This is a genomic window from Acinetobacter sp. YH01007 (assembly GCF_013420425.1).
Taxonomy (GTDB): Bacteria; Pseudomonadota; Gammaproteobacteria; order Pseudomonadales; family Moraxellaceae; genus Acinetobacter; species Acinetobacter towneri.
This window is the reverse complement of record NZ_VOYC01000003.1, coordinates 145,397-166,640: the sequence shown is the minus strand read 5'-3', so window position 1 is coordinate 166,640 and position 21,244 is coordinate 145,397. Positions and strand designations below refer to the sequence as shown.

At 44.6% G+C, this 21,244-nt stretch carries 17 protein-coding genes and 2 tRNA genes; 6 read left to right on the top strand and 13 right to left on the bottom strand.

Going from position 1 to position 21,244, the window contains the following annotated elements; all coding sequences use genetic code 11:
* Positions 1-68: 68 nt before the first annotated feature.
* The 6 genes from FTT74_RS02105 (at position 69) to FTT74_RS02080 (ending at position 5,864) form a co-directional block, all read left to right on the top strand.
* Positions 69-145, top strand: a tRNA-Met gene (locus FTT74_RS02105).
* 134 nt (positions 146-279) lie between these two features.
* A tRNA-Met gene (locus FTT74_RS02100) sits at positions 280-356 on the top strand.
* A 322-nt stretch (positions 357-678) separates the two neighbouring features.
* The gene (rimP, locus tag FTT74_RS02095) at positions 679-1,203 is read left to right on the top strand and encodes a ribosome maturation factor RimP (protein ID WP_004975871.1); all 525 of its coding nucleotides are present in this window, start codon (positions 679-681) and stop codon (positions 1,201-1,203) included.
* Between the two features lie 35 nt (positions 1,204-1,238).
* Positions 1,239-2,723, top strand: coding sequence for a transcription termination factor NusA (gene nusA, locus FTT74_RS02090; protein WP_179988494.1), 1,485 nt, complete (start codon positions 1,239-1,241; stop codon positions 2,721-2,723).
* A 10-nt stretch (positions 2,724-2,733) separates the two neighbouring features.
* Complete coding sequence (gene infB, locus FTT74_RS02085; protein ID WP_178866000.1) at positions 2,734-5,460, top strand: translation initiation factor IF-2; 2,727 nt, start codon at positions 2,734-2,736, stop codon at positions 5,458-5,460.
* Positions 5,460-5,864 carry a ribosome-binding factor A gene (locus tag FTT74_RS02080; protein WP_004975876.1) on the top strand — a complete coding sequence of 135 codons (405 nt, stop codon included), beginning with the start codon at positions 5,460-5,462 and terminating at the stop codon, positions 5,862-5,864. Before infB ends, FTT74_RS02080 begins: the two co-directional genes overlap by 1 nt.
* Positions 5,865-5,985: 121 nt before the next feature.
* Here the strand turns inward: FTT74_RS02080 and FTT74_RS02075 are convergent, their stop codons facing one another.
* The 13 genes from FTT74_RS02075 to ubiE form a co-directional block, all read right to left on the bottom strand.
* Positions 5,986-6,384 carry a Na+/H+ antiporter subunit G gene (locus FTT74_RS02075; protein ID WP_004975877.1) on the bottom strand — a complete coding sequence of 133 codons (399 nt, stop codon included), beginning with the start codon at positions 6,382-6,384 and terminating at the stop codon, positions 5,986-5,988.
* A gap of 11 nt (positions 6,385-6,395) precedes the next feature.
* The gene (locus FTT74_RS02070) at positions 6,396-6,671 is read right to left on the bottom strand and encodes a monovalent cation/H+ antiporter subunit F (RefSeq protein ID WP_004975880.1); all 276 of its coding nucleotides are present in this window, start codon (positions 6,669-6,671) and stop codon (positions 6,396-6,398) included.
* Positions 6,668-7,201, bottom strand: a complete 534-nt coding sequence (locus FTT74_RS02065) for a Na+/H+ antiporter subunit E (protein WP_004975882.1) — start codon at positions 7,199-7,201, stop codon at positions 6,668-6,670. The genes FTT74_RS02070 and FTT74_RS02065 overlap by 4 nt, the downstream gene beginning before the upstream one ends.
* Before the next feature lie 2 nt (positions 7,202-7,203).
* Positions 7,204-9,012, bottom strand: a complete 1,809-nt coding sequence (locus tag FTT74_RS02060; RefSeq protein ID WP_179988493.1) for a monovalent cation/H+ antiporter subunit D — start codon at positions 9,010-9,012, stop codon at positions 7,204-7,206.
* Positions 9,012-9,377, bottom strand: coding sequence for a Na+/H+ antiporter subunit C (locus FTT74_RS02055; protein WP_004975886.1), 366 nt, complete (start codon positions 9,375-9,377; stop codon positions 9,012-9,014). Before FTT74_RS02055 ends, FTT74_RS02060 begins: the two co-directional genes overlap by 1 nt.
* Before the next feature lie 4 nt (positions 9,378-9,381).
* Positions 9,382-12,219 carry a monovalent cation/H+ antiporter subunit A gene (locus FTT74_RS02050; RefSeq protein ID WP_096901338.1) on the bottom strand — a complete coding sequence of 946 codons (2,838 nt, stop codon included), beginning with the start codon at positions 12,217-12,219 and terminating at the stop codon, positions 9,382-9,384.
* Positions 12,220-12,826: 607 nt separating this feature from the next.
* The gene (locus FTT74_RS02045; RefSeq protein ID WP_131261097.1) at positions 12,827-14,200 is read right to left on the bottom strand and encodes an AAA family ATPase; all 1,374 of its coding nucleotides are present in this window, start codon (positions 14,198-14,200) and stop codon (positions 12,827-12,829) included.
* Positions 14,201-14,216: 16 nt separating this feature from the next.
* Complete coding sequence (locus FTT74_RS02040) at positions 14,217-15,719, bottom strand: UvrD-helicase domain-containing protein (RefSeq protein ID WP_004975892.1); 1,503 nt, start codon at positions 15,717-15,719, stop codon at positions 14,217-14,219.
* Positions 15,720-15,741: 22 nt separating this feature from the next.
* Positions 15,742-16,524, bottom strand: a complete 783-nt coding sequence (gene hisIE / locus FTT74_RS02035; RefSeq protein ID WP_004975893.1) for a bifunctional phosphoribosyl-AMP cyclohydrolase/phosphoribosyl-ATP diphosphatase HisIE — start codon at positions 16,522-16,524, stop codon at positions 15,742-15,744.
* 126 nt (positions 16,525-16,650) lie between these two features.
* On the bottom strand, positions 16,651-17,730 hold the full coding sequence (locus FTT74_RS02030) for a patatin-like phospholipase family protein (protein ID WP_131261096.1): 1,080 nt from the start codon (positions 17,728-17,730) through the stop codon (positions 16,651-16,653).
* A 207-nt stretch (positions 17,731-17,937) separates the two neighbouring features.
* Positions 17,938-19,557: an AarF/ABC1/UbiB kinase family protein gene (locus FTT74_RS02025; protein ID WP_179988492.1), complete on the bottom strand. Its 1,620-nt coding sequence runs from the start codon at positions 19,555-19,557 to the stop codon at positions 17,938-17,940.
* 13 nt (positions 19,558-19,570) lie between these two features.
* Positions 19,571-20,284: an SCP2 domain-containing protein gene (locus FTT74_RS02020; protein WP_154321106.1), complete on the bottom strand. Its 714-nt coding sequence runs from the start codon at positions 20,282-20,284 to the stop codon at positions 19,571-19,573.
* Positions 20,285-20,295: 11 nt separating this feature from the next.
* Entirely contained in the window at positions 20,296-21,240 is a 945-nt protein-coding gene (gene ubiE, locus FTT74_RS02015; protein WP_004975907.1) for a bifunctional demethylmenaquinone methyltransferase/2-methoxy-6-polyprenyl-1,4-benzoquinol methylase UbiE, read from the bottom strand.
* Positions 21,241-21,244: the final 4 nt, after the last annotated feature.

Here is a 21,244-nt window from a genome sequence, read left to right as displayed (position 1 = left end):
AAGCTTATCGTGAATTAAGCGTAGGCAACTTAAATTATTTTAGGTTGAGATAAGTATTTACATGTTGTTGCGGGATGGAGCAGTCTGGTAGCTCGTCGGGCTCATAACCCGAAGGTCGTTGGTTCAAATCCAGCTCCCGCTACCAATATTTTAAAAGTGTGATTATGCTCTAATATGAGTTTTACGCTTTATACTGACTAAGGTGCAACTTAAGTCAGGCAAAAATGCTAAGTTTGATTGAAAACTTATTCATATTTGTATATAATTTTTGCACGTTGATGCGGGATGGAGCAGTCTGGTAGCTCGTCGGGCTCATAACCCGAAGGTCGTTGGTTCAAATCCAGCTCCCGCTACCAAGTTTCTAATGGTGTGGTACGTTAGTTTTAGTTGATTGAATTCAGCATAATAAACTAGCAAAGATGGTTAGATTTAGTCTAATCCCCGCAACCAAGTTTCTAAAGAGGCTCACAACTAGGTGGGCCTTTTTGCACAGTGGATATTGGTTTTACTGTGCAAGAATAGGGGCGATTACGCCCTTTTTTATTGGCTATCGTGTAGTGTCGATACAAGCCGTGCGCGGCCTAAAGTCAAAGTGTCATGTTTCACTACTACTATAGTTTGTATGAATGTGTAGTGGTCAAATAAGACCATTGAACCGCAGCAGAATGACGAGAGTAAATGAAGCTATCAAATAAAACTCAAGCACTTCAGGACTTAATTGCGCCAGCAGTGCAAGCATGTGATGTGGATCTTTGGGGAATCGAGTTTATTCCACAAGGTAAGCGTTCTTTGTTACGTATTTATATCGACAAAGCTGTCGATGAAAATGCAGAACCTGTCTTAAATGAAGATGGCGAATTAGAGCAAGGTCGTGGTATTGGTGTGCAAGATTGTGTACGTGTAACCCAGCAAGTTGGTGCAATGCTTGATGTGCATGATCCAATTTCAGGTGAATATGCACTTGAAGTATCCTCTCCGGGTTGGGATCGTCCATTTTTCCAATTAGAGCAATTGCCTGCATATATTGGGCAAACCATTGCGTTACGTTTAATCAGTGCTGTAGAAAACCGTCGTAAATTTCAAGCGAAATTGGTTGCTGTAGATCTGGAAAATGAAACCATTCAGGTCGAAGTGGAAAAACAGCAGGTATTGGAGATTGACAGTCACAATATTGATAAAGCAAACCTGATTTACCAAGATTAATCAAATTAATAAGAATCTGAACGAATAGGTGACTTATGGCACGTGAAATTCTTACCGTCGTTGAAACGGTTAGTAACGAAAAAGGTGTAAGTCGTGAGGCAATTTTTGAGGCGCTTGAACAGGCTCTTGTTGCTGCGACGAAAAAGAAATTCTACGAAGGCACAAACTCAGAAGAAGCACGTTTACGTGTGGAAATTGATCGTAAAACAGGTGACTACAGCACTTTCCGTCAGTGGGAAGTGGTGGCAGATGAAGATCATGAAATGCCTGCATGCCAAGATGCAATTTCTGATGTAGACCCTGCAAAGTGGTCAATTGGCGATATTCGCGAACTTGAAGTTGAGTCAATTGACTTCGGTCGTATTGCTGCGCAAATTGCCAAGCAAGTGATTGTGCAAAAAATTCGTGAAGCAGAACGCGCATTGGTTGCAGATGCTTATGAAGCCAAAGTAGGCGAGCTGATTTACGGTGAAGTGAAAAAGCAAACCAAAGATGGCTTTATTATTGATTTGGGCGACAATGCAGAAGCATATTTGGCGCGTGAAGAAATGATCGCCAAAGAAATTTTGCGTCCTAAGCAGCGTGTGAATGCAATTTTGTACAGCGTGAACCGTGAAGGTCGTGGTGCACAATTGTTGTTGTCACGTGCCAAGCCTGAAATGCTGATTGCATTGATGAAAAAAGAAATTCCAGAAATTTCTGAAGAAATCATCGAAATTAAAGCAGCAGCGCGTCAGCCAGGTGTACGTGCAAAAATTGCAGTAAAAACCAACGACCATCGTATTGACCCTGTAGGTGCATGTATTGGTATGCGTGGTACACGTATCCAAGCGGTACAGCAAGAGTTAAATGGTGAGCGTATTGATGTTGTGGTGTGGTCTGATGATCCAGCACAATATATCGCCAGTGCTTTAGAGCCAGCCGATGTATCGGGTATTGTGATTGATGAAGAAGAACGTACTGCCGACATTATTTTCGCAACCAGCGATCAGTTGGCACGTGCAATTGGTTCACAAGGTCAAAACGTACGTTTAGCCTCTGAACTCACAGGTTACAAGCTGAACATGATGCTTGAAGAAGAGTATCACGCACGTCAGCAAAATGAAGCGCAACAATACTTGGACTTGTTTGTTTCACGTCTAGACATTGCTGAAGATTTGGCGATGGCATTGGTAGAAATGGGCTTCACTTCATTAGAAGAAATTGCGTATGTTCCTGCGGAAACATTTGACGAAATTGATTTAGATGAAGAACTTGTTGAAATGTTACAAGGCCGTGCCAAAGAAGTGGCTTTGGCAGAAGCATTGCAACAGCAAGAAAATATCCAAGATCCGAGTGCAGAACTTCTAGCAATGGAAGGCATGACACAAGAGATCGCTTATGCGCTTGCCGCTCGTGGTGTCATTACAGTTGATGATTTAGCTGACCAAGCGACTGACGATATCGAAGATATAGAAGGTTTAGGTACAGAAAAAGCGGGTCAATTGATTATGAAAGCGCGCGAATCATGGTTTAACTAGGAGGTAATATATGACGGACAAGTCGATTAAAGAGTTAGCGCTCAGTGTAGGTCGTCCAGTTGAGAAACTCCTGGAACAGGTTCGTGACGCAGGTTTACCACAGCGTAACGCTGACGATATTATTTCCACGGAACAACAAAGTACCCTAGTGAACCATTTAAAAAAGGTTCACGGTCAAGAGGGTAAAGCAGGACAAATCACGTTGAAACGTAAAACCACCAGTACCGCTAAAGTGGCAAGTACTTCGGGCAAAGCGAAAACGATTAATGTAGAAGTTCGCAAGAAGCATACATTTGTAAAGCCAGATCCTGAACAGATTAAAGCGGAAGCACTGGCAAAAGCACAGGCGGAAGCAGCTGAAAAAGCGCAAGCAGAACAGCAAGCACGTGACGTGGCAGAAAAGAGCAAAGCGAAAGCAGACGCGCCTCAAGCAGGTGCCGCAAAAGCGAAACAAGCTTTAGATGCAATGCGTGCAGCAGCCAAGCAAGAAACAGCCAAGCAAGAAGTTGCAAAAGCTGCGGTTGTGGTGAAACGTAAGTCAACCAACAAGCCAATTGTGAAGCAAGCAGTGAAAGTCACTGAAACACCTGAGCAAAAGAAAGCGCGTGAAGCGCAAGCAGCTCAGTTGAAAGCGACTGAAGAAGCAGCACGTCGTAAAGCTGCTGAAGAAGCGCAGCAACGTACGCTTGAGCAAATGCGTCAGATGGCATCTAAATACTCAAATGAAGATGCAACCGCTACCATTCGTGTGGTAGATGATTCTCCATTGGCGGCTGGTCTTGTGGGTCAGGCTTATGAAGATTCATTTGCCAAAGAAGACCGTGAAATCAAGCGTGGTACCAGCACCACCAATACACGTTCACCGAAAAAAGGTGGTCGTCGTGGTCAGGAAGAACAGTCTTTCAGCCAAAACTCACATAAACGCGGTTTGAAAACGAGCCAAGCCAACAAGCACGGCTTTGAAAAACCAGTTAAAAAACAAGTTTATGATGTTGAAATTGGTGCAACGATTGTGGTTGCGGACTTGGCTGCAAAAATGGCAGTTAAAGTACGCGAAGTTATTAAATCACTCATGAAAATGGGTGAGTTAGTTACGCAAAACCAAGCGATTGAGCAAGAAGTTGCAGCACTTGTAGTTGAGGAAATGGGCCACAACCCAGTTCTAGTATCTGATACGCAAGCTGAAGATAACTTACTTGAAGCTGCTGAAGAGGCACGTGGTGTTCAAACGACACGTCCACCAGTGGTGACCATCATGGGTCACGTTGACCATGGTAAGACATCATTACTTGACCGTATTCGTCGTGCCAAAGTGGCTGCAGGCGAAGCGGGTGGTATTACCCAGCACATTGGTGCATACCACGTACAAACCGATAAAGGCATTATCACCTTCTTAGATACACCGGGACACGCAGCGTTTACTGCAATGCGTTCACGTGGTGCGAAAGCGACAGATATCGTGGTATTGGTCGTTGCGGCAGATGATGGTGTGATGCCACAAACTGCAGAAGCCATTGACCATGCGCGTGCAGCGGGTACACCAATTATTGTTGCCATTAACAAAATGGACAAAGAATCGGCTGATCCAGACCGCGTATTGAATGAATTGACCACCAAAGAAATCGTACCTGAACAATGGGGCGGTGACGTACCTGTTGCAATGGTTTCGGCGCATTCAGGTCAAGGTATTGATGAACTTCTTGACTTAATTTCAATTCAAGCAGAAATGATGGAATTGAAAGCATCTGAAGAAGGTGCAGCGCAAGGTGTGGTGATTGAAGCGCGTGTAGATAAAGGTCGCGGTGCAGTGACGTCAATTCTGGTACAAAACGGTACTTTGAATGTAGGTGACTTGGTACTTGCAGGTTCATCTTATGGTCGCGTACGTGCCATGACCGATGAAAACGGTAAGCGTATTAAATCTGCAGGTCCTTCAATTCCAGTTGAAATTTTAGGTTTACCTGAAGCGCCAATGGCAGGTGACGAAGTTCTTGTTGTAAATGACGAGAAGAAAGCACGTGAAGTTGCCGATGCGCGTATGGATCGTGAGCGTCAAAAACGTCTTGAGCGTCAAAGCGCAATGCGTCTTGAAAACATCATGGCATCAATGGGCAAAAAAGACGTTCCATTTGTCAATGTGGTATTGAAGACCGATGTACGAGGTACTTTGGAAGCCTTGATTGTTGCATTGGGCGAGTTGTCTACCGATGAAGTACGTGTACGTGTGATTGGTTCAGGCGTAGGTGCGATCACTGAGTCTGACGTTACGCTTGCAGAATCTTCAGAAGCTGTATTACTGGGCTTTAACGTACGTGCTGACAATACTGCGCGTCAAAAAGCCGATGCCGATGGTATTGACATTCGTTACTACAGCATCATCTATCAATTAATTGATGATGTGAAAGATGCGATGAGCGGTAAGCTTGCACCTGAACACCGTGAAACTATTTTGGGTGTTGCAGAAGTGCGTGAAGTGTTCCACTCAAGTAAGTTCGGTGCAGCTGCAGGTTGTATGGTACTTGAAGGCGTACTTCACCGTAACAAACCAATTCGCGTATTACGTGATGATGTGGTGGTATTCCAAGGTGAGCTTGAGTCACTTCGTCGTTATAAAGACGTGGTGGAAGAAGTTCGCGCAGGTATGGAATGTGGTCTTGCAGTAAAAGGCTATAAAGACATCAAACCACTTGATAAGATTGAAGTGTACGATGTTCAATTGATTAAACGGAGTCTTTAATGGCGGGTAGTCAACGTCTGAAGCGTATGGCGGATACAGTACAGCGTGAGCTGTCAGAACTGATTCGCCAAGAGCTGAAAGATCCACGCTTAGGTGGTCTTGTGACCATCTCTGCAGTGAAGGTGAGCCCAGACTTAGGATATGCGGAAGTGTACGTGACCGTCATGGGACGTGAATTAGGCGATGAGCAAAGCGAAACGGCAAATAAAGAAACCTTGGATGTGTTGAATAAAGCATCAGGCTTCTTGCGCCATGAGTTAAGCCGTCGTATTAAGACACGTATTACCCCGCGTTTGCGTTTTCACTACGATAAAACCAATGCCTATGGTAACTATATGTTTGGTTTGATTGCAGAAGCGGTAAAAGATTTACCTCCTGCAGCACCTAAGCAAGATGAAGAATAAATCAGTGATGATAAAAAATGCCACCTTCGGGTGGCATTTTTTTGTCTATCATGTTTGAGCTTTTGCAATGTAAGCAAGGTTATATCGGATACGATGCTTTTTTTAATGCCTGACTAATATTCTAGACCAAATCATCATGGGACTTTTTTTCATAACGACGTAAATTACGACGTTGGCGTTGCCACGGTAATGGACGGTCTAAGGTTTCAGGCACATTGCCACTCATCGAACGTAAACGTAAATGCAGTGCTGCCTGTGCCATTAAATTGGCAGAAACAGGCGCGGTAATAAACGCAAATAGGGTGATTAATACTTCTGCAAAGCCAAATCGTCCTTCAAATGCCGCATAAATAATGGCTGCAATTAAGAAACTGCCTAGTCCTAAAGTGCTGGATTTTGTAGGGGCATGCAGTCGCATAAATAAGTCGGGTAGGCGAACCATGCCAATGCCGCCCACCAACATGAAAAATGCGCCAATAATTAAAAAGAATGACACTAAAATTTCCATGAGTAATTGCATGTTCATTCTCCTTAATCAATCACATGACCACTGGTGAAGTAACGCGCCAGTGCTGCAGTAGACACAAAGCCTAGCATCGCCACCAATAACGCACCTTCAAATAATGAGGTACTGGTCCAATAGATACCCAGAACCACCACCAAGCAGGTCGCATTTAAAAACAAGGTATCCAAGGCCAACAGGCGGTCTACAATTGAAGGGCCAATAATCAGGCGATATAGGCACATAAACATGGACAGCGTAATCGCAACCATGCAGATTCCAAGTGCATAAGGCAGAATCATCATTGCTTTTCTCCTGACTGTGCACCAAAAATTTCAATCAGCGGTTTTTCATAACGATTTTTGATGTCTTGAATATCTACACTTTCATCTGCAGTGTTTAAGGCATGCACCAAAATATCGCCACGGTCTTGGTCAATACCTGCTGTAACCGTGCCTGGTGTGGTGGTAATGATCATCGCCAAAATACTGTTGACCTGTTCGTGTTGTGTTTCGAGAGGGACACGGAACCATTTTGGCTGCATACGGTCTGTTGGGCCAAGTACCAGTTTTGCGACACGAATATTACAAATCATAATATCCCAGACCACCACGAAGAATAAGCGAATGGCTGCAGTCCAGTTGATGTCTGGTGTACGCGCAATAAAGGGCTGGATCAGTTTGGGAATCAAGAGCGCCAAGACCAGTGCCATCAACAGATTCCCTGCAGAAACACTATGCGCCAACATTAGCCAACTCAGTGCCACCAAGACAGATACAAACGGGTGTGGCAGCAGGTTATCCCAAAACGAAGTTTTTGGTCTCGTTTTTTGCATGTTTAGGGCTCCGCAGGTTTGAGTTGAGTATCGCTAGGTTGCTGTGCTTCCTCACGATTTTGCTGTTGAATCTGACGTTGTTTATAGTCAGAAATATGCTCGCCTTCCAAGGTGTTTGGATCAATCACATAGGGAATTAAATGTGCATTGGTGTCAATTGCTTCGCCACCGTACTTGGTTTCAGGTAAGTACAATGGATCATAAGGTTGTACGCTAATCACATTTGCAGCACGGTCTTTTTTCAGAATCAGTGCTTCATAGGCCGCATTATGTTGAATCTGCTGTGCAGTCTTCAGCATATATTGTTGAATTGGATTGGCAAATATCACGTACAGCACTAAACCCGTTAGGAGAAAATAAATGACACGGTCATTACGGGGCGGTGCAATCGCAGGTAGTGCCTGATATTCATAATAGGCTTCAGTTTGCGCATCATCTTCAGGTTTGGTCGCGCGCCAAAATAAAATAAAGCCGACACGGGTGAATGCAATAATACTCAGCAAGCTGACCAAGAGAATAATGCCAATAATCCAGCCTTGATGTGCCATATTGGCGGTGGCTTGCAAAATAAAGACCTTGCCCAAAAAGCCACTAAACGGTGGCAAACCTGCCATCATTAAGGCAATCATGAAGTATGTGATTGCAAGTACTTTGTGTTGCTTCATTTGCGGGGCAATATTGAAGTGATCTTTAAATGCGCCACGTTGTGAGGTAATCCAGCCACACAGCAAATAGAAAGCCGCTGCAATTAAGGTACTGTGTACTAAGTAATACAGTGCGGCTGACCATGCCTGTGTGTTCAGCATCGAAATGGCGATCAGGATCGTACCAATCGAAGACAGCACCATAAAACCGACAAAACGACGTAAGCGCTCTGCACCAATTGCGCCAATGACCCCATATAGTGAGGTAATTAGACCAATCGGCAGCAACCAGTCTTGTAGGATTTTATGGCTCAGTGCATCATCAAATACGGTTCCATTGACCCGCAAAATGGCATACACACCCACTTTGGTCATGATGGTGAATAAGGCTGCCACAGGGGTTGTCGCCACGGCATAGGTTTTAGGAAGCCAGAAACCGACAGGAAGCATAGCGGCTTTAATACCAAATACCACAAATAGCAGTAAGCCACCTGCCACCGCAATTTTATGTGCATCAGCATCGAGTAGCGGAATAAGACGTGCCACATCGGTCATGTTTAAACTGCCGACACTGCCGTAAATCATCCCCAAACCAATTAGGAACAGGGCAGAGGCCAACAGGTTGATGGTGACGTAATGAATCCCGAGTTGAAAACGTGCTTTGCCTTGACCGTGCAATAACAACACATACGAGGCGAGCAACAAGATTTCAAAAAATACGAACAGGTTAAATAAGTCGCCTGTGAGGAATGCACCGCAAAGTCCCATGAGTAGGAAATGCACCATGGTATGAAAATAGCGACCACGTTCATCCCATTTTTTGCTGGAAAACCACAGTAATGGCAAGGCAAGTGAATAAGTCAGTACCAACATGAGGGCAGACAGTTGATCTAGCACTAAAATAATGCCAAACGGGGCGGCCCATTCGCTCAAGTTATAAATAATAATTTGCCCACTGCTGACTTGAATTAAATAGCTAATTGCAGTGACTAAACCGAGTGTGGCAGAAAGATAGCTAATGCCACGACGCCATGGCTGACGCCAGTCATGTGAGAGTGAACCAAAGCCCGGATTGCCTAATAGCACTAAAATAAATGCGGTAAAGGTTGGAATCAGGATGCTAAAAATAGGTGAATGCTGTAGCCAAAATTGGAGGAAATCAGTCATTATGGCTCATCCTCACGTGGGTCAAGCAGTGGATGTTCTTCTTTGGCATCGACGTGGTCTGTCCCTGTTTCATAACGGCTACGCAGCGCCAATTGCACAATAAATGCGGTGGTGGCAAAACCAATCACAATTGCGGTTAATACCAAGGCTTGTGGTAATGGGTCGGTGACTTTTGAAGCTTCAGTCAAAATTGCAGGTGCATTGAGCTGAATACGCCCCATGCTGAATAAGAAAATATTGACGGCATAACCAATCATCGCCAAGCCCAAAACCACAGGAAAGGTACGGGCACGTAAAATTAAATAGATTCCTGTCGCGACTAACATTCCAATGGCAGACGCAATTAAAAACTCAATACTAATCATTGCATTACTCCTTTGGAAGTGGGCCAGACATGCCTGAGTGACGTGAGTCGCCCAAGACAGAAATCATCAACATTACCGCACCAACCACCGTGACATACACGCCTACATCAAATAAGGCAGCCGAAGCGAGGTGCATTTCACCAATAATCGGAGGATTGACATAAATATGTGCGCTGGTGAGGAATGGACGTCCCCAGAACCATGCGGCAAGTCCTGTCAGACCTGCAATACTTAAACCCACGCCAATCCAGATTTCGTATAAACGTCCAGATTTAGCTTTGAGCATTTGTTCGGTGTGGTCTTGACCAAGCGCAATGTATTGGATGATCAACGCCATTGCGGTAATTAAGCCCGCAATAAAGCCACCGCCTGGTAAGTTATGACCGCGCAAGAAAATATACAGGCTGACCACAAGGGCGATAGGTAAAATCCATGAGGCGGTAATCCGCAGCATCAACGGTGAAGGATTAAAGCGATAGGTTAAACCTTGGGTCATGATAGTGCCGTGCGCACGCATACCATCCATTAAACACAGCGTACCAATCGCAGCAATGCCCAAGACGGTAATTTCACCAAAGGTATCGAAACCACGGAAGTCCACCAAAATGACGTTGACCACGTTGGTTCCGCCACCGAGTGGAATGGATTGCTGATTAAAGAACCATGAAATTGAATTGTGGTCGCGAGTCATAACCAGCCACGCAATCCAGCCGATACCAATGCCGCCACCAATCGCAATGAAGGCATCTCGCCAACGACGTGAACGGCTAGATTCATACGGGGTCAATTGTGGGAGCAGCGATAGACTCATCAGCAATAAAACAGTGGTGACGACATCAACCGTGATTTGAGTTTGTGCCAAGTCGGGAGCAGACAGTCCGACAAACATCATGGTGACGACCAAGCCAACTGCACCGCTGATTAAGACAGCTTTGATGCGCTCATGGTGGAACCACAGCATCATCCAGCAGGCAGAGAACAGCAATAACCATAAAACAATGGCAATCATAGGCGCATGTGTGAGTTCACGTGTGCCAGTTGTTAATCCCTGATTGAATAATGGTAGCGCGACCATGAATACCGTAAAAGCAATGATCCACACCAAATAGCTTTGCAGTGAACCATTTTCGGTTTTACGTTTGATTTTGCGTGAAACTTGTAGCAAATGTTTTAAGAATAATTCAAACAGCAGTTTGCCTTGGAATTGACCTAAATGTGGGTCGAGGTCAATTTCACGGATTTTTCCACCTTTGGCGAGCGAGAAATAGAAAATGATCCCGCCAAGCAGTGCAATAACACTCATCAGCAGGGGAAGATTAAAGCCATGCCAAATTGCCAGATGTGTGCCTTCAAACTGCGACAGTTGGGTACTGGCACGAGTCGTGCTATTGACAATATGCTCGACCAATAAGGCAGGCATCAAGCCGACTAAAATACATAAAACAGCCAATAAAGTTGCGGGTGCACGCATGCCAAACGGAGGTTCGTGAGCTTCTTTGTTTGGGACATCTTTACCAATTGGACCATCAAAGAAAACGCCGTGTACCAAACGTATTGAATAGGCCACTGCAAAAATACCCGCCAGTGTCGCAACAATTGCAGAAACCAACAGTACAGGGCCAGATAAGTTTGCTACCAGTTCAGTGAAGAACATTTCTTTGGACAAAAAGCCGTTGGTCAACGGTACGCCAGCCATAGAAGCCGCGGTAATCATAGTGAGGGTGGCGGTAAAGGGTAATAGTTGCCATAAGCCACTAAGTTTGCGTAAATCACGTGTGCCTGATTCGTGGTCGATAATTCCTGCAATCATAAACAGGGCCGCTTTAAAGGTGGCGTGGTTGATGATGTGGAAAATTGCAGCAGCTACTGCTAACGGTGAACCAATGCCGAGTAAGCACATGATCAGACCTAAATGACTGATGGTGGAATACGCCAATAAGCCTTTTAAATCTTCTTTGAAAATGGCAAAGAATGCTGCCATACACAGGGTAAATAGACCAATAAAGGTGACTAGGTTGTGATATAACGCTGCGCCTGCAAAAATTGGCAATAAGCGCGCCAGCAAGAAAATCCCTGCTTTGACCATCGTTGCCGAATGTAGATAGGCAGAAACAGGCGTGGGTGCAGCCATGGCATTGGGTAGCCAGAAGTGAAACGGAAATTGCGCACTTTTGGTAAATGCACCCAATAAAATCAGCAATAAAGTTGGTACAAATAAATGATGACTTTGAATTTGTTCAGTCATCATTAAGATTTGGTCAATTTGATAGGTGCCTGTGATTTGCGCCAATAACACAAAACCACCGAGCATGGCGAGTCCGCCCATGCCTGTAATGGTCAGTGCCATACGTGAGCCGCGTTGTGCTGCCTCGTAATTGCTCCAATAACCCACCAATAAGAAAGAGGAAATACTGGTCAGTTCCCAAAAAGTCAGCAACAAAATCAGGTTATTGGAGAGCGAAATTCCCAACATGGCAGCCATAAACAGCATGAGGAGAACATAGAGTTTACTGAGCGAGTTTTGTGGACTTAAATAATAATAGGCATAAATAAAAATGAGTGTGCCGATCCCCGTGATCAGCAAGGAGAATAATAAACCAAGCGCATCTAGACGAAAGCTTAAATCAATCCCCAACTGTGGCAGCCAAGACCATGTTTGAATGATCGTTTCGCCATTAAAGACTGCTTTTGCTTGAGTCAGGAGCAGAATAAGACTGCTCAGACTGACGCCAATCGCCCCTAAAGCCGTTACCCCGCGTGAAAATTGTTTCAGCCACGAGACAAGGGTTGTGCCCAGTACTAACGGTAACAATATAATAATCGGTAGCACACTCATATCCATTGTCGTGAATAGGTTGAAAACCTAAAGGATGAATCTTATCTTCCAAGGATTACAGGACAGCAACACACCATCCAAAAGATTCAATCTTGAAAGCCAATCAGTCGTGTCAGTAAACACGTAGTCTATTGTTTTGATGAGCGTATTGTCGCAACTTAAACTCAAAACAAGATCATGCAAAAATAATTTTACATGGCTAGGCGGCTCAAGCAGCAAAAAATATGCTGATCTTTCGCTGACGATGCAGCGAATAAGGTTGTGCTTGGTTTGGTTAAAGCTGTGTTAAAAATATTTAGATGCGTCAATCTACAACCTAGTTGAACTATGGATGAAGTTGATCTGCATCTGCTGCATTTTTACAGCATTCACCGTGTTTGAAAGGTCAATAGACACTATTCAAGGTATAAAAAAAGTTGTATTGCGCAACTTTAAAAACTACAGCAAAATCGGATTTTACTATAAAAGTTCAAAATTAATCTGATTTTATTACATGAATAAAACAACATCAATTTTTTTTGCATACAGCAAAGTCATTATATACCGTCTGTTATATGCGGGATAAAGTATTTCCTTGCTTTTTGGCCAAGTATGCCTTGAAAGACTTCGGCAATTAAGATTCAGGCAATTGATCAGGTGTTGGCTCACTATCCAATTGCTGTAAGCGTTGCAGCAATTCCTGTTTTTGTTCGGCAGTTAAATGGTTTTGAATCTGCTGCAAAATTTCAGCCGTGCCTAATTGTGTTGGGTTTTGTTCTTGTAGGCTGACGTCTTCTGTCGTGTGAGTGGTTTCTAGCACATCAGCATAAATTTCTGCAAACTGCGGTTGTAAACTTTGCCATGCGATGGGATGCAGCTGTTGATGTTCCAGTTTTAAACATTGAAAGCGTTCCGCTTGTTCCAAAAGTTCGCTGCGGTTGCCTGTGGCAATAATTTGTAAGCGCGGAAAAGCTTGATGTAAACGGGTCAGTATTTGTGCGGCCTGTTGTTGATCGAGCTGATGATCAATCTGGTCAATCAACAAAATACCATCTCCCTCGCGACACGGATACAAACTGTTTGGGTTTAGCAAACAGAGGCGACGTACAATATCGCCTACCAGAGCAATCCAGTTGCGCTGACTGTTCGACAATTGCTGATACAGCATATCTTTGCCCTGACAGCGCACCATGAGTTGTAATTTAGGCAGATGTTGTAGATATAGGTCTTCAATTTCAGGCAGCACGATTTGTAAGGCATCTTTCAGTGCTTGTAAACTCGGTGCATGCATTTGGGTATAGGCATGCAATAAGGACTGATTCAGGGTTTGTGCGAGTTCGCTTTGTTGTTGCTGATATAGCTTGTGTAAAAGCTGCGCACTTTGGGCATTTTCAATATCGGAAATTTCCCGCAACCATTCAAAAAAACGAGTGAATGTCGTGAATGGAATCGCGGCAATTTCGTAGGCATGTCCAGGTTGTAAAATCAGCGGATTATTTTTATTGAGTAAATTGACTTCATTCACGAAGCGTTCTGCAGGGTAGTAGGCAATCAGCGGTAGTCCCTGCATCGGGTCGTGTTTAATGGCGTGTTGATAGAGCTGCACCATTTTTTCAAGCTTGGCGGTTTCTGCTTTGCTTACTCCTACGCCGCTACTATTCAGGGTTTTATATAATTGCCAGTCACAATGTTGGGTGCTTTCAATTTGCGTGTTGCTTGATTCTGCCAAACTGCCTATTTCTGCTGGAATCTCCACACACACATCAATTTTTGCTTGTAAGCGCGTTTGCATAATATCTTGATCTTGCATGACCAAGCCCGCAGTGCGTAAATCTTTATAACGTGCAGCAAACCAGGTTAGTGCCTGATAACTAAAGCGTAATAGCGAAGTCTTCCCCGCACTTTGGTCTCCTAAAATAAGGGTGATGGGAAGATCGTGATAATTGAGTTCGAGTTTTAGGTCTGCAAAATGGGTGATGTGTCTGAAATGAACCGATGTAATTTTCATAGCGCACCTGCTGCAATTACCCCACCGCTTTGCGTAACGATGTCGGCATTTTTATTTTCAGTTGTTGTACCAAATCGTAAATATGATGAATATTTAAACTGACTTTAGCACGTGTGCATGCCACATACAGTAATCTTAATTCTTCATCGCTAATTTTATGCTCTTTGTCGTTCAGTTTAAATTGGTAGTCGTCTTCAATATGTACCCGATTCCATTCTAAACCTTTGGCTTTATGCGCTGTCGAAATAATATAGTCGGCTTGGTCAATTGGGGTGATTTTTGCCAACGCCCGTTTGAGTGGATTAGTACCATGATCATCCACCAGTTTGACCAAAGGTTTAATGTCGCTGCCATCGTTGGTTTCACAATATTCATGTACATCATGCCAAGAGTTAAACCATGCCAGTTCTGGAACGTCGGTCACACGTTTGCCTTGTTTGAGCATCGCGGCAGCATCCACAAAACGGTTTAAGCGCACATGGTCGGCTTGCAGACTGACTTTATCGCCATGCACTAAACCTGCCAGTAGCAGTTCCATGGCACGGGCGTTGGTACGGCATAAAATCGCATCACGCATTTTGGTATGCGGTTTGTTGACCACTTTGGAATGTAATTCTGGATTGCCCAAGAGTGGCACGGTTTCATTCAGCCCACCTAAAATGGCATTGGCGGTCAGGGCAATTTCTTCACCAAAACGGAACGATGTGGTCAGTCGTGATTCAGGCAAAGGTAATTGCTGCATGGCATTGATTGCACCACGCCAAGCATAGATTTGCTGATGCGCATCGCCCACATAAATCACTTGAGTATTACGTTGCTTGAGTAAAATGCCCAGCATGAGCGGGTCGGCATCTTGAGCTTCGTCAAACAGCACATAATCGGCAGGAATGTTGGGTTCAGACAAGGCCCAAAGTTTCAGATAAATATCGTGTCCAATGCCTGCCTGATGATTCGGGTCAATTGACTCCAACCAGCGTCGTTCTACCGCAGGATAAAGATGCTTTTGTAAGGTGTCGATGTCATCTGGATGCAACCAACTGGGTGCTTGTAAATGTCGTGGGGCAGGGTATTGCGAACTGGTCGAGCAGAAATGACTCACGGCATTGGCCACCAAACTGGCTAAACGACTTGGCATCAACACATATTTTTCATAGCGTCCGCCCATCATACGTCTAAGGGTAATCGGTTCTAAACGATACTCTTTGGCAATAAAACTTGGACTTAAACGGGGTAGGCGTAATTTGTCGGTGACTCCACGTGGAACGCTGCGATATGCAAGCGAGTGAAATGTACGACAATCGACCTGACGATGAAATTTACTTTGTGCTTCTGCGGCAATGGCTTTGTTAAATGCCAAGTACATGCCACGCCGTTCTGGCATGGCATCACTGATCATTTGTAAGGTCGTGGTTTTACCTGTACCTGCATAGGCAATCACTTTAAAAGATTTGCCCAGACGTGCATTATCTATAGCAGTGGCTTGCTCATAGGTCGGGCGAGGCTTGGTGATTACAGACACAGATCAGGGTTGGCTTTTCGCGTTAATGGCTACGGTTGGCTTTTTCAACCAAGCCTGATAAACCTTGACGACGAGCCAATTCATTCAGTACCACTTGCGGTTCAATATCGAAATAACCCAACATGACAATGCTGTGGAACCATAAATCGGCCACTTCATAAATCAGGTCATTTTTGTTGTTGGCATTGGCTTCGGTGTTGAAATCTTTGGCGGCAATAATTGCTTCCACGGTTTCTTCACCGACTTTTTCCAAAATTTTATTCAAGCCTTTATGGTATAGCTTGGCTACATAAGATGAGTCAGGATTAGCGGTTTTGCGCTCGCTCATCATTTGCCCTAAATAAGCCAAAACTTCAACCTGTTCAGCTTGTGCCTTTGATTGGCTCATGGCTAAGGTGTGAGCATTGGCGGCTTGTTCACCATAAATTTGATTCGGGTCTTTCAGCTGTGCATCTACAATTTCCCAACCATTGGCGGTGAGTTTGCGATAGAAACAAGATTCACGCCCTGTGTGGCAAGCAATTCCACCATGTTGTTCAATTTGCAGGATAATCACATCGGCATCGCAGTCCAGACGAATCTCGTGCACAGTTTGAAAGTGTCCAGATTCTTCACCCTTGTGCCACAATTTATTGCGTGAACGTGAAAAATACACCGCCTGATTTTTTTCGGCAGTCAGTGCCAAGGCTTCACGGTTCATCCACGCCACCATCAACACACGTCCTGTTTGATGATGCTGTGCAATGGCAGGCACTAATCCTTGTTCGTTAAATTTTACTTCATCGAGCCATTGCAAGTTATTCATGAGTTGTTCACCAAAATTAATTTAAATTGTATGGACGCTATTTTCTGAGCGCACGATTTTGCATCGTCCCTATAGTGTACGTGATTCAAGACAATTTACCTAAATTATCTTGCCAGATTTGTACTGTCAAAGCGTTTGCATAAATTGAGGGAAGTTTTGTTTTTCCACCATTTCCAGAAATTCATCGCCCAAACGCTGACTTTCTGCCACCGATTGTTTCCATAAGCGAATGCGCTGTGCCTGATCTAAACCTTTTAAGGTGAAGTCTTTACGATCGGGCAAACGGCCTAAAGGCAAGCTGCTTAAATATTCTGCCGAAGGTGATAGCAAGAGTGTCCGGGCCTGATTTTCAGGATTGGCTTTACGATGCTTCAACATTTTATCAAACCAGCCAGGGGTAATGCTGTCGGTAAAGTGTGGGTACAGCACAATGCCCTGACTTTGGTAAGGTAAATCTAGATGGTAGTCAATTAAGCCACCATCCCGATAACTGCCCACGGGCGCATCAGGAATGTCACGAATAGCAGACATCACCCCGGGAATAGACGCTGAGGCGAGCAGCCACGGTGCGACATTCTGCTCATTCAGGGCTTGGTAATGGGTGACAAAATCATCCTCTACCATAAACTGCTGACCTTGCGCAGGTTGGCTGATGACGCGTTGCATAAATAAGCGGTTATGTTTGCGCGCAATGGCATTGCTACCAATAATTCCAGCCACAGATGCTAGCAAAGGCAAGGCTTGGTCACTTTGGAAAATATGTTGAGCTTTGACGGAAATGACCGTGAGGTGATAGTCAGGATGCTGAATCAGTTGTTGTTGCTGTCCCTGAATCAGTTCAAACAGCATATTTTGACAAATCTCAGCGACTTCTTGGCGCGACATTTTTTTATGAAAATACAAGTTGGTATATAAATCGGACAGGCGTTCAGTGCCTTGTTTTGCGCCCCACGCCAAAATACTGGCAAAGCGCCAACTGCCAATTGAAGAACCGACCACAGTACGACGCTTTGGGGCTTGGGCAAAAAACTCGCCAAAAATAGCTTGGTCTAAGCCTTGAATGCCAATACCTTTGGGGCCGCCTGCTGCACCTGGAATAATATCGACGTGTTGGGCATGTAAGCCTTCTTGTTCAATCAGTTGGCGTGCCAGATGTCCTGCGCGAATACTGAGTGCAGGGGCACGTTTATGCAAAAGCTGAGTCATGCTTGATCTATAACGCTACAAATGTGCATTAATTGTAGGCGTGGTGATTTTTGCAACAATGGCGAGAGGCATCATTTGGTGACTGATGAGTCATGCGGTAGTTTTTAGGATGAGTTAGAGAAAATCAGCGTGATAAAAAAGCCTGCTTTAAAACAGGCTTTCTAATTTTTTTATCGTCTAATCAGTTTGTTATCAAGCAATGTGGCTTTATTTAGCTATACGCCAAATCGCCAAGAAACTTGCCAACGCGATTAAAACAATAGAGACATACCACGGTGCAATAATCGCAATGGAGAGGAAAATGGCCATAATGCTGCCAAAAATCCAGCTGCGTTTTTGCTGATGTTCCATTTGTAGACGCATGCTTTGTAATTCATGCAATTGTTTGGAATGCCAAGCCGATTGGTTTTTTAAACCATTTAAACTGTCAATCATTAAACTTGGTAAGTCTTGCGCACCCAGTAACAGGTCGGGAATTTGCTGCCCAATTTCTTTGACATTTTTGACTGGATTCATATTGGCTTTAATCCAATCCGTTAAAATTGGTTTTGCCAGTTTCCAGATATCCAGTTCTGGATATAAGTCTGTGCCCAAGCCTTCAACATGCACCAATGTTTTCAGGAGTAGCATCAATTGCGGTGGAATTTCCAAATGGAAACGACGTGCAATATCCATGACCTGAATCAGAATGCCTGCAAAGTCCAATTCGTGCATCGGTTTAGACACCATTGGCCCGACAGTACGGCGCATTTCACGGGCGAGAGCATCTTGATCTGTGCCCGGTGGAATCCAGCCAGCTTGGTGTACCACTTGAATCAGCTGCATAAAGTTGCTGTTCATCACCGCCAGCAACATACGTGCTACGGTCATTTGGTCATGCTTGGACAGCTCGCCCATAATCGCACAATCTAGCGCAATAAAACGCGGATTATTCGGATTGATGGTTTCCACAAAGACGTTGCCAGGATGCATATCGGCATGGAAAAAGTTGTCACGGAACACTTGGGTAAAGAAAATCGTGAGGCCTTTTTCTGCCAAATCGGCACGATCCATACCCAAACGATCAAAGGTTGCCGTGTCGGAAATTGGCACACCTGTAATGCGCTCTGCCACCATCACATCTTTACTGTCCATATAGACTTCAGGCACGTACATCATGCTTGAGCCTGTAAAGTAGTGACGCATGCGGCGGGTGTTATCCGCTTCTAAGGTCAAATCCAGTTCGTTGAGAATAATTTGACGATAGTCCTGAATAATTTCAGATAAATGTAGAGCGCGTGCCGCTTCCAGACGTTTTTCCAGTGCTGCACCGAGCCATTCCAGAATTTCAAAATCTTGTAGAATTTGCTGGCGAATATCGGGACGGGTGACTTTAACGACGACTTCACGACCATCATGCAAGGCAGCGGTATGGACTTGCGCAATGGAGGCTGCTGCTAAAGGTTGCTCATCAAAACGGGCAAACAGGGTGTTGATGTCTGCCTTGAGCGATTGCTGAATTCGCATTTGTGCCACGTCAGAACCGAATGGTTTGACACGGTCTTGTAGCAACACCAATTGCTGTAAAACTTCAGGCGGAATCAGGTCACGACGCGTAGACAGCAATTGCCCAAGTTTAATTGCCAATGGTCCCATTTCTTCTAAAGCTTCTTTGAGCTTCAGCGGGTTTTTACGTTCTTTACTTGACCAAGCCGCAGGGTGCATGCGAATAAAACTGAGCGCATGACGTGCCTTTTCTGGTAGTTCTTCCGCAGGAAACAACGTGTCGAGTCTATAGTGCGCGGCAATGCGCCAAAGTTCGAGTAAACGTGAAACGTGCGGAATCATAAAGACTTATTCCCTAGGGTTGAGTGGAGTTTAAGGTGTCAGAAGCGGTATCTGGCTGTGCATCAAGCTGCGCTTGTAGCTGTTGAATTTTGGCTTCGGCGCGGTCTAAATTTTGTTGAAAAATGCGCGTGTCTTGTTGTAAGTCATCCATTTGCCAGCGTGGGGCAAATAGACCACTGTCTTCTTTTAGGGCATCTTCAGCAAAGAACAAATGGCTGTGTAGACTGCGTTTTAAATGCTTGGGTGCAAGCTGAATTTTGCCAACTTCATGAGCCAAAGCAGGACCAATCCAAGGGCTTAAATGTGCGGCCAAGTCTAGTTCAGCCTGCTGCATAATGCGCTGAATATCTTGTAAAAGATGATAGTCACCTTGTAGGGGAATATTGCCCACTTCATCGGATAGCAACAGTTTGAGCAATTGCACCACATTTTTAACATGCAAAGTGGTCGTTGCGGGGCTGATATTTTGCGCTTGATCAAACCTTGCGAAGCTAGAGCGCTTCTCATGCTCAAAAATAGAAGGCTGCTCGCTGTGACCTGTTGCAGTAGGTTCTAAACGAACTTTGTTGTCATCAAAAAAGACATCTACAGAAAGCTGTGGCGAATCGAGCACCACACGCAACATTTTGCCGTGTAGTTGGTTGAGCTGGATGCGAGTAATCGCATCCAAATCAATAACATGATGAATCAGTTTCTCAACTGCACCAAGGGCGAGAATTGACCACATTGCGGTACGCCTTAGAGTTTAAAACCACGGTGAACGGCAACAATACCACCAGTCAGGTTGTGGTAATCACAGTTTTGGAAGCCTGCCTGTTCCATCATGCCTTTTAAAGTGCGTTGATCTGGGTGCATACGAATAGATTCAGCCAAGTATTTGTAGCTTTCTGAGTCGTTTGCGACAATTTTACCCATCAATGGCAATGCTGTGAATGAATATAAATCGTAGAGTTTTGAGAACGGTTCAAATACTGGTTTTGAAAATTCTAAAATCAATAAACGACCACCCGGCTTGAGTACGCGGTACATCGCTGCCAAAGCTGCATCTTTATCGGTCACGTTACGTAAACCAAATGAAATAGTCAGTAAGTCAAAGCTGTTGTCTTCAAATGGTTCTAAAGTTTCGGCATTCGCCAACACGAAATCGACATTGGTACAGCCTGCATCAATTAGACGGTCACGGCCAACATTCAGCATAGATTCGTTAATATCTGACAGTACCACATGACCTGTAGGGCCAACTTCACGGCTAAAGACTTTGGCTAAGTCACCCGTACCGCCTGCAATGTCCAGTACGCGCTGACCACGACGTACACCTGACATATTAATCGCAAAGCGTTTCCATAAGCGGTGAATACCAAATGACATTAAGTCGTTCATAATGTCGTATTTGCTTGCAACCGAGTGGAAGACTTCTGCGACTTTCTGGGCTTTATCTTCACTGCTGACGGTTTGGTAGCCGAAGTGTGTGGTTGCACCGACATTGCCTGTGTTGGCACCGCGCGGCAAATTATATTTTGGCACTGAACCCGTAACAGGTGTATCCGTTAATTTTTGTTCTAAAGATTGTTGCTGACCTTGTGGAGCGCCTTGCGGTAGAGGTTCGGTTAAGAATGGACTCACTTTGTCTGTTGGTTGTGCCGACTCGGGAGTAGCGGTAGGCGTTTGATTTTCATTCGACATTGGA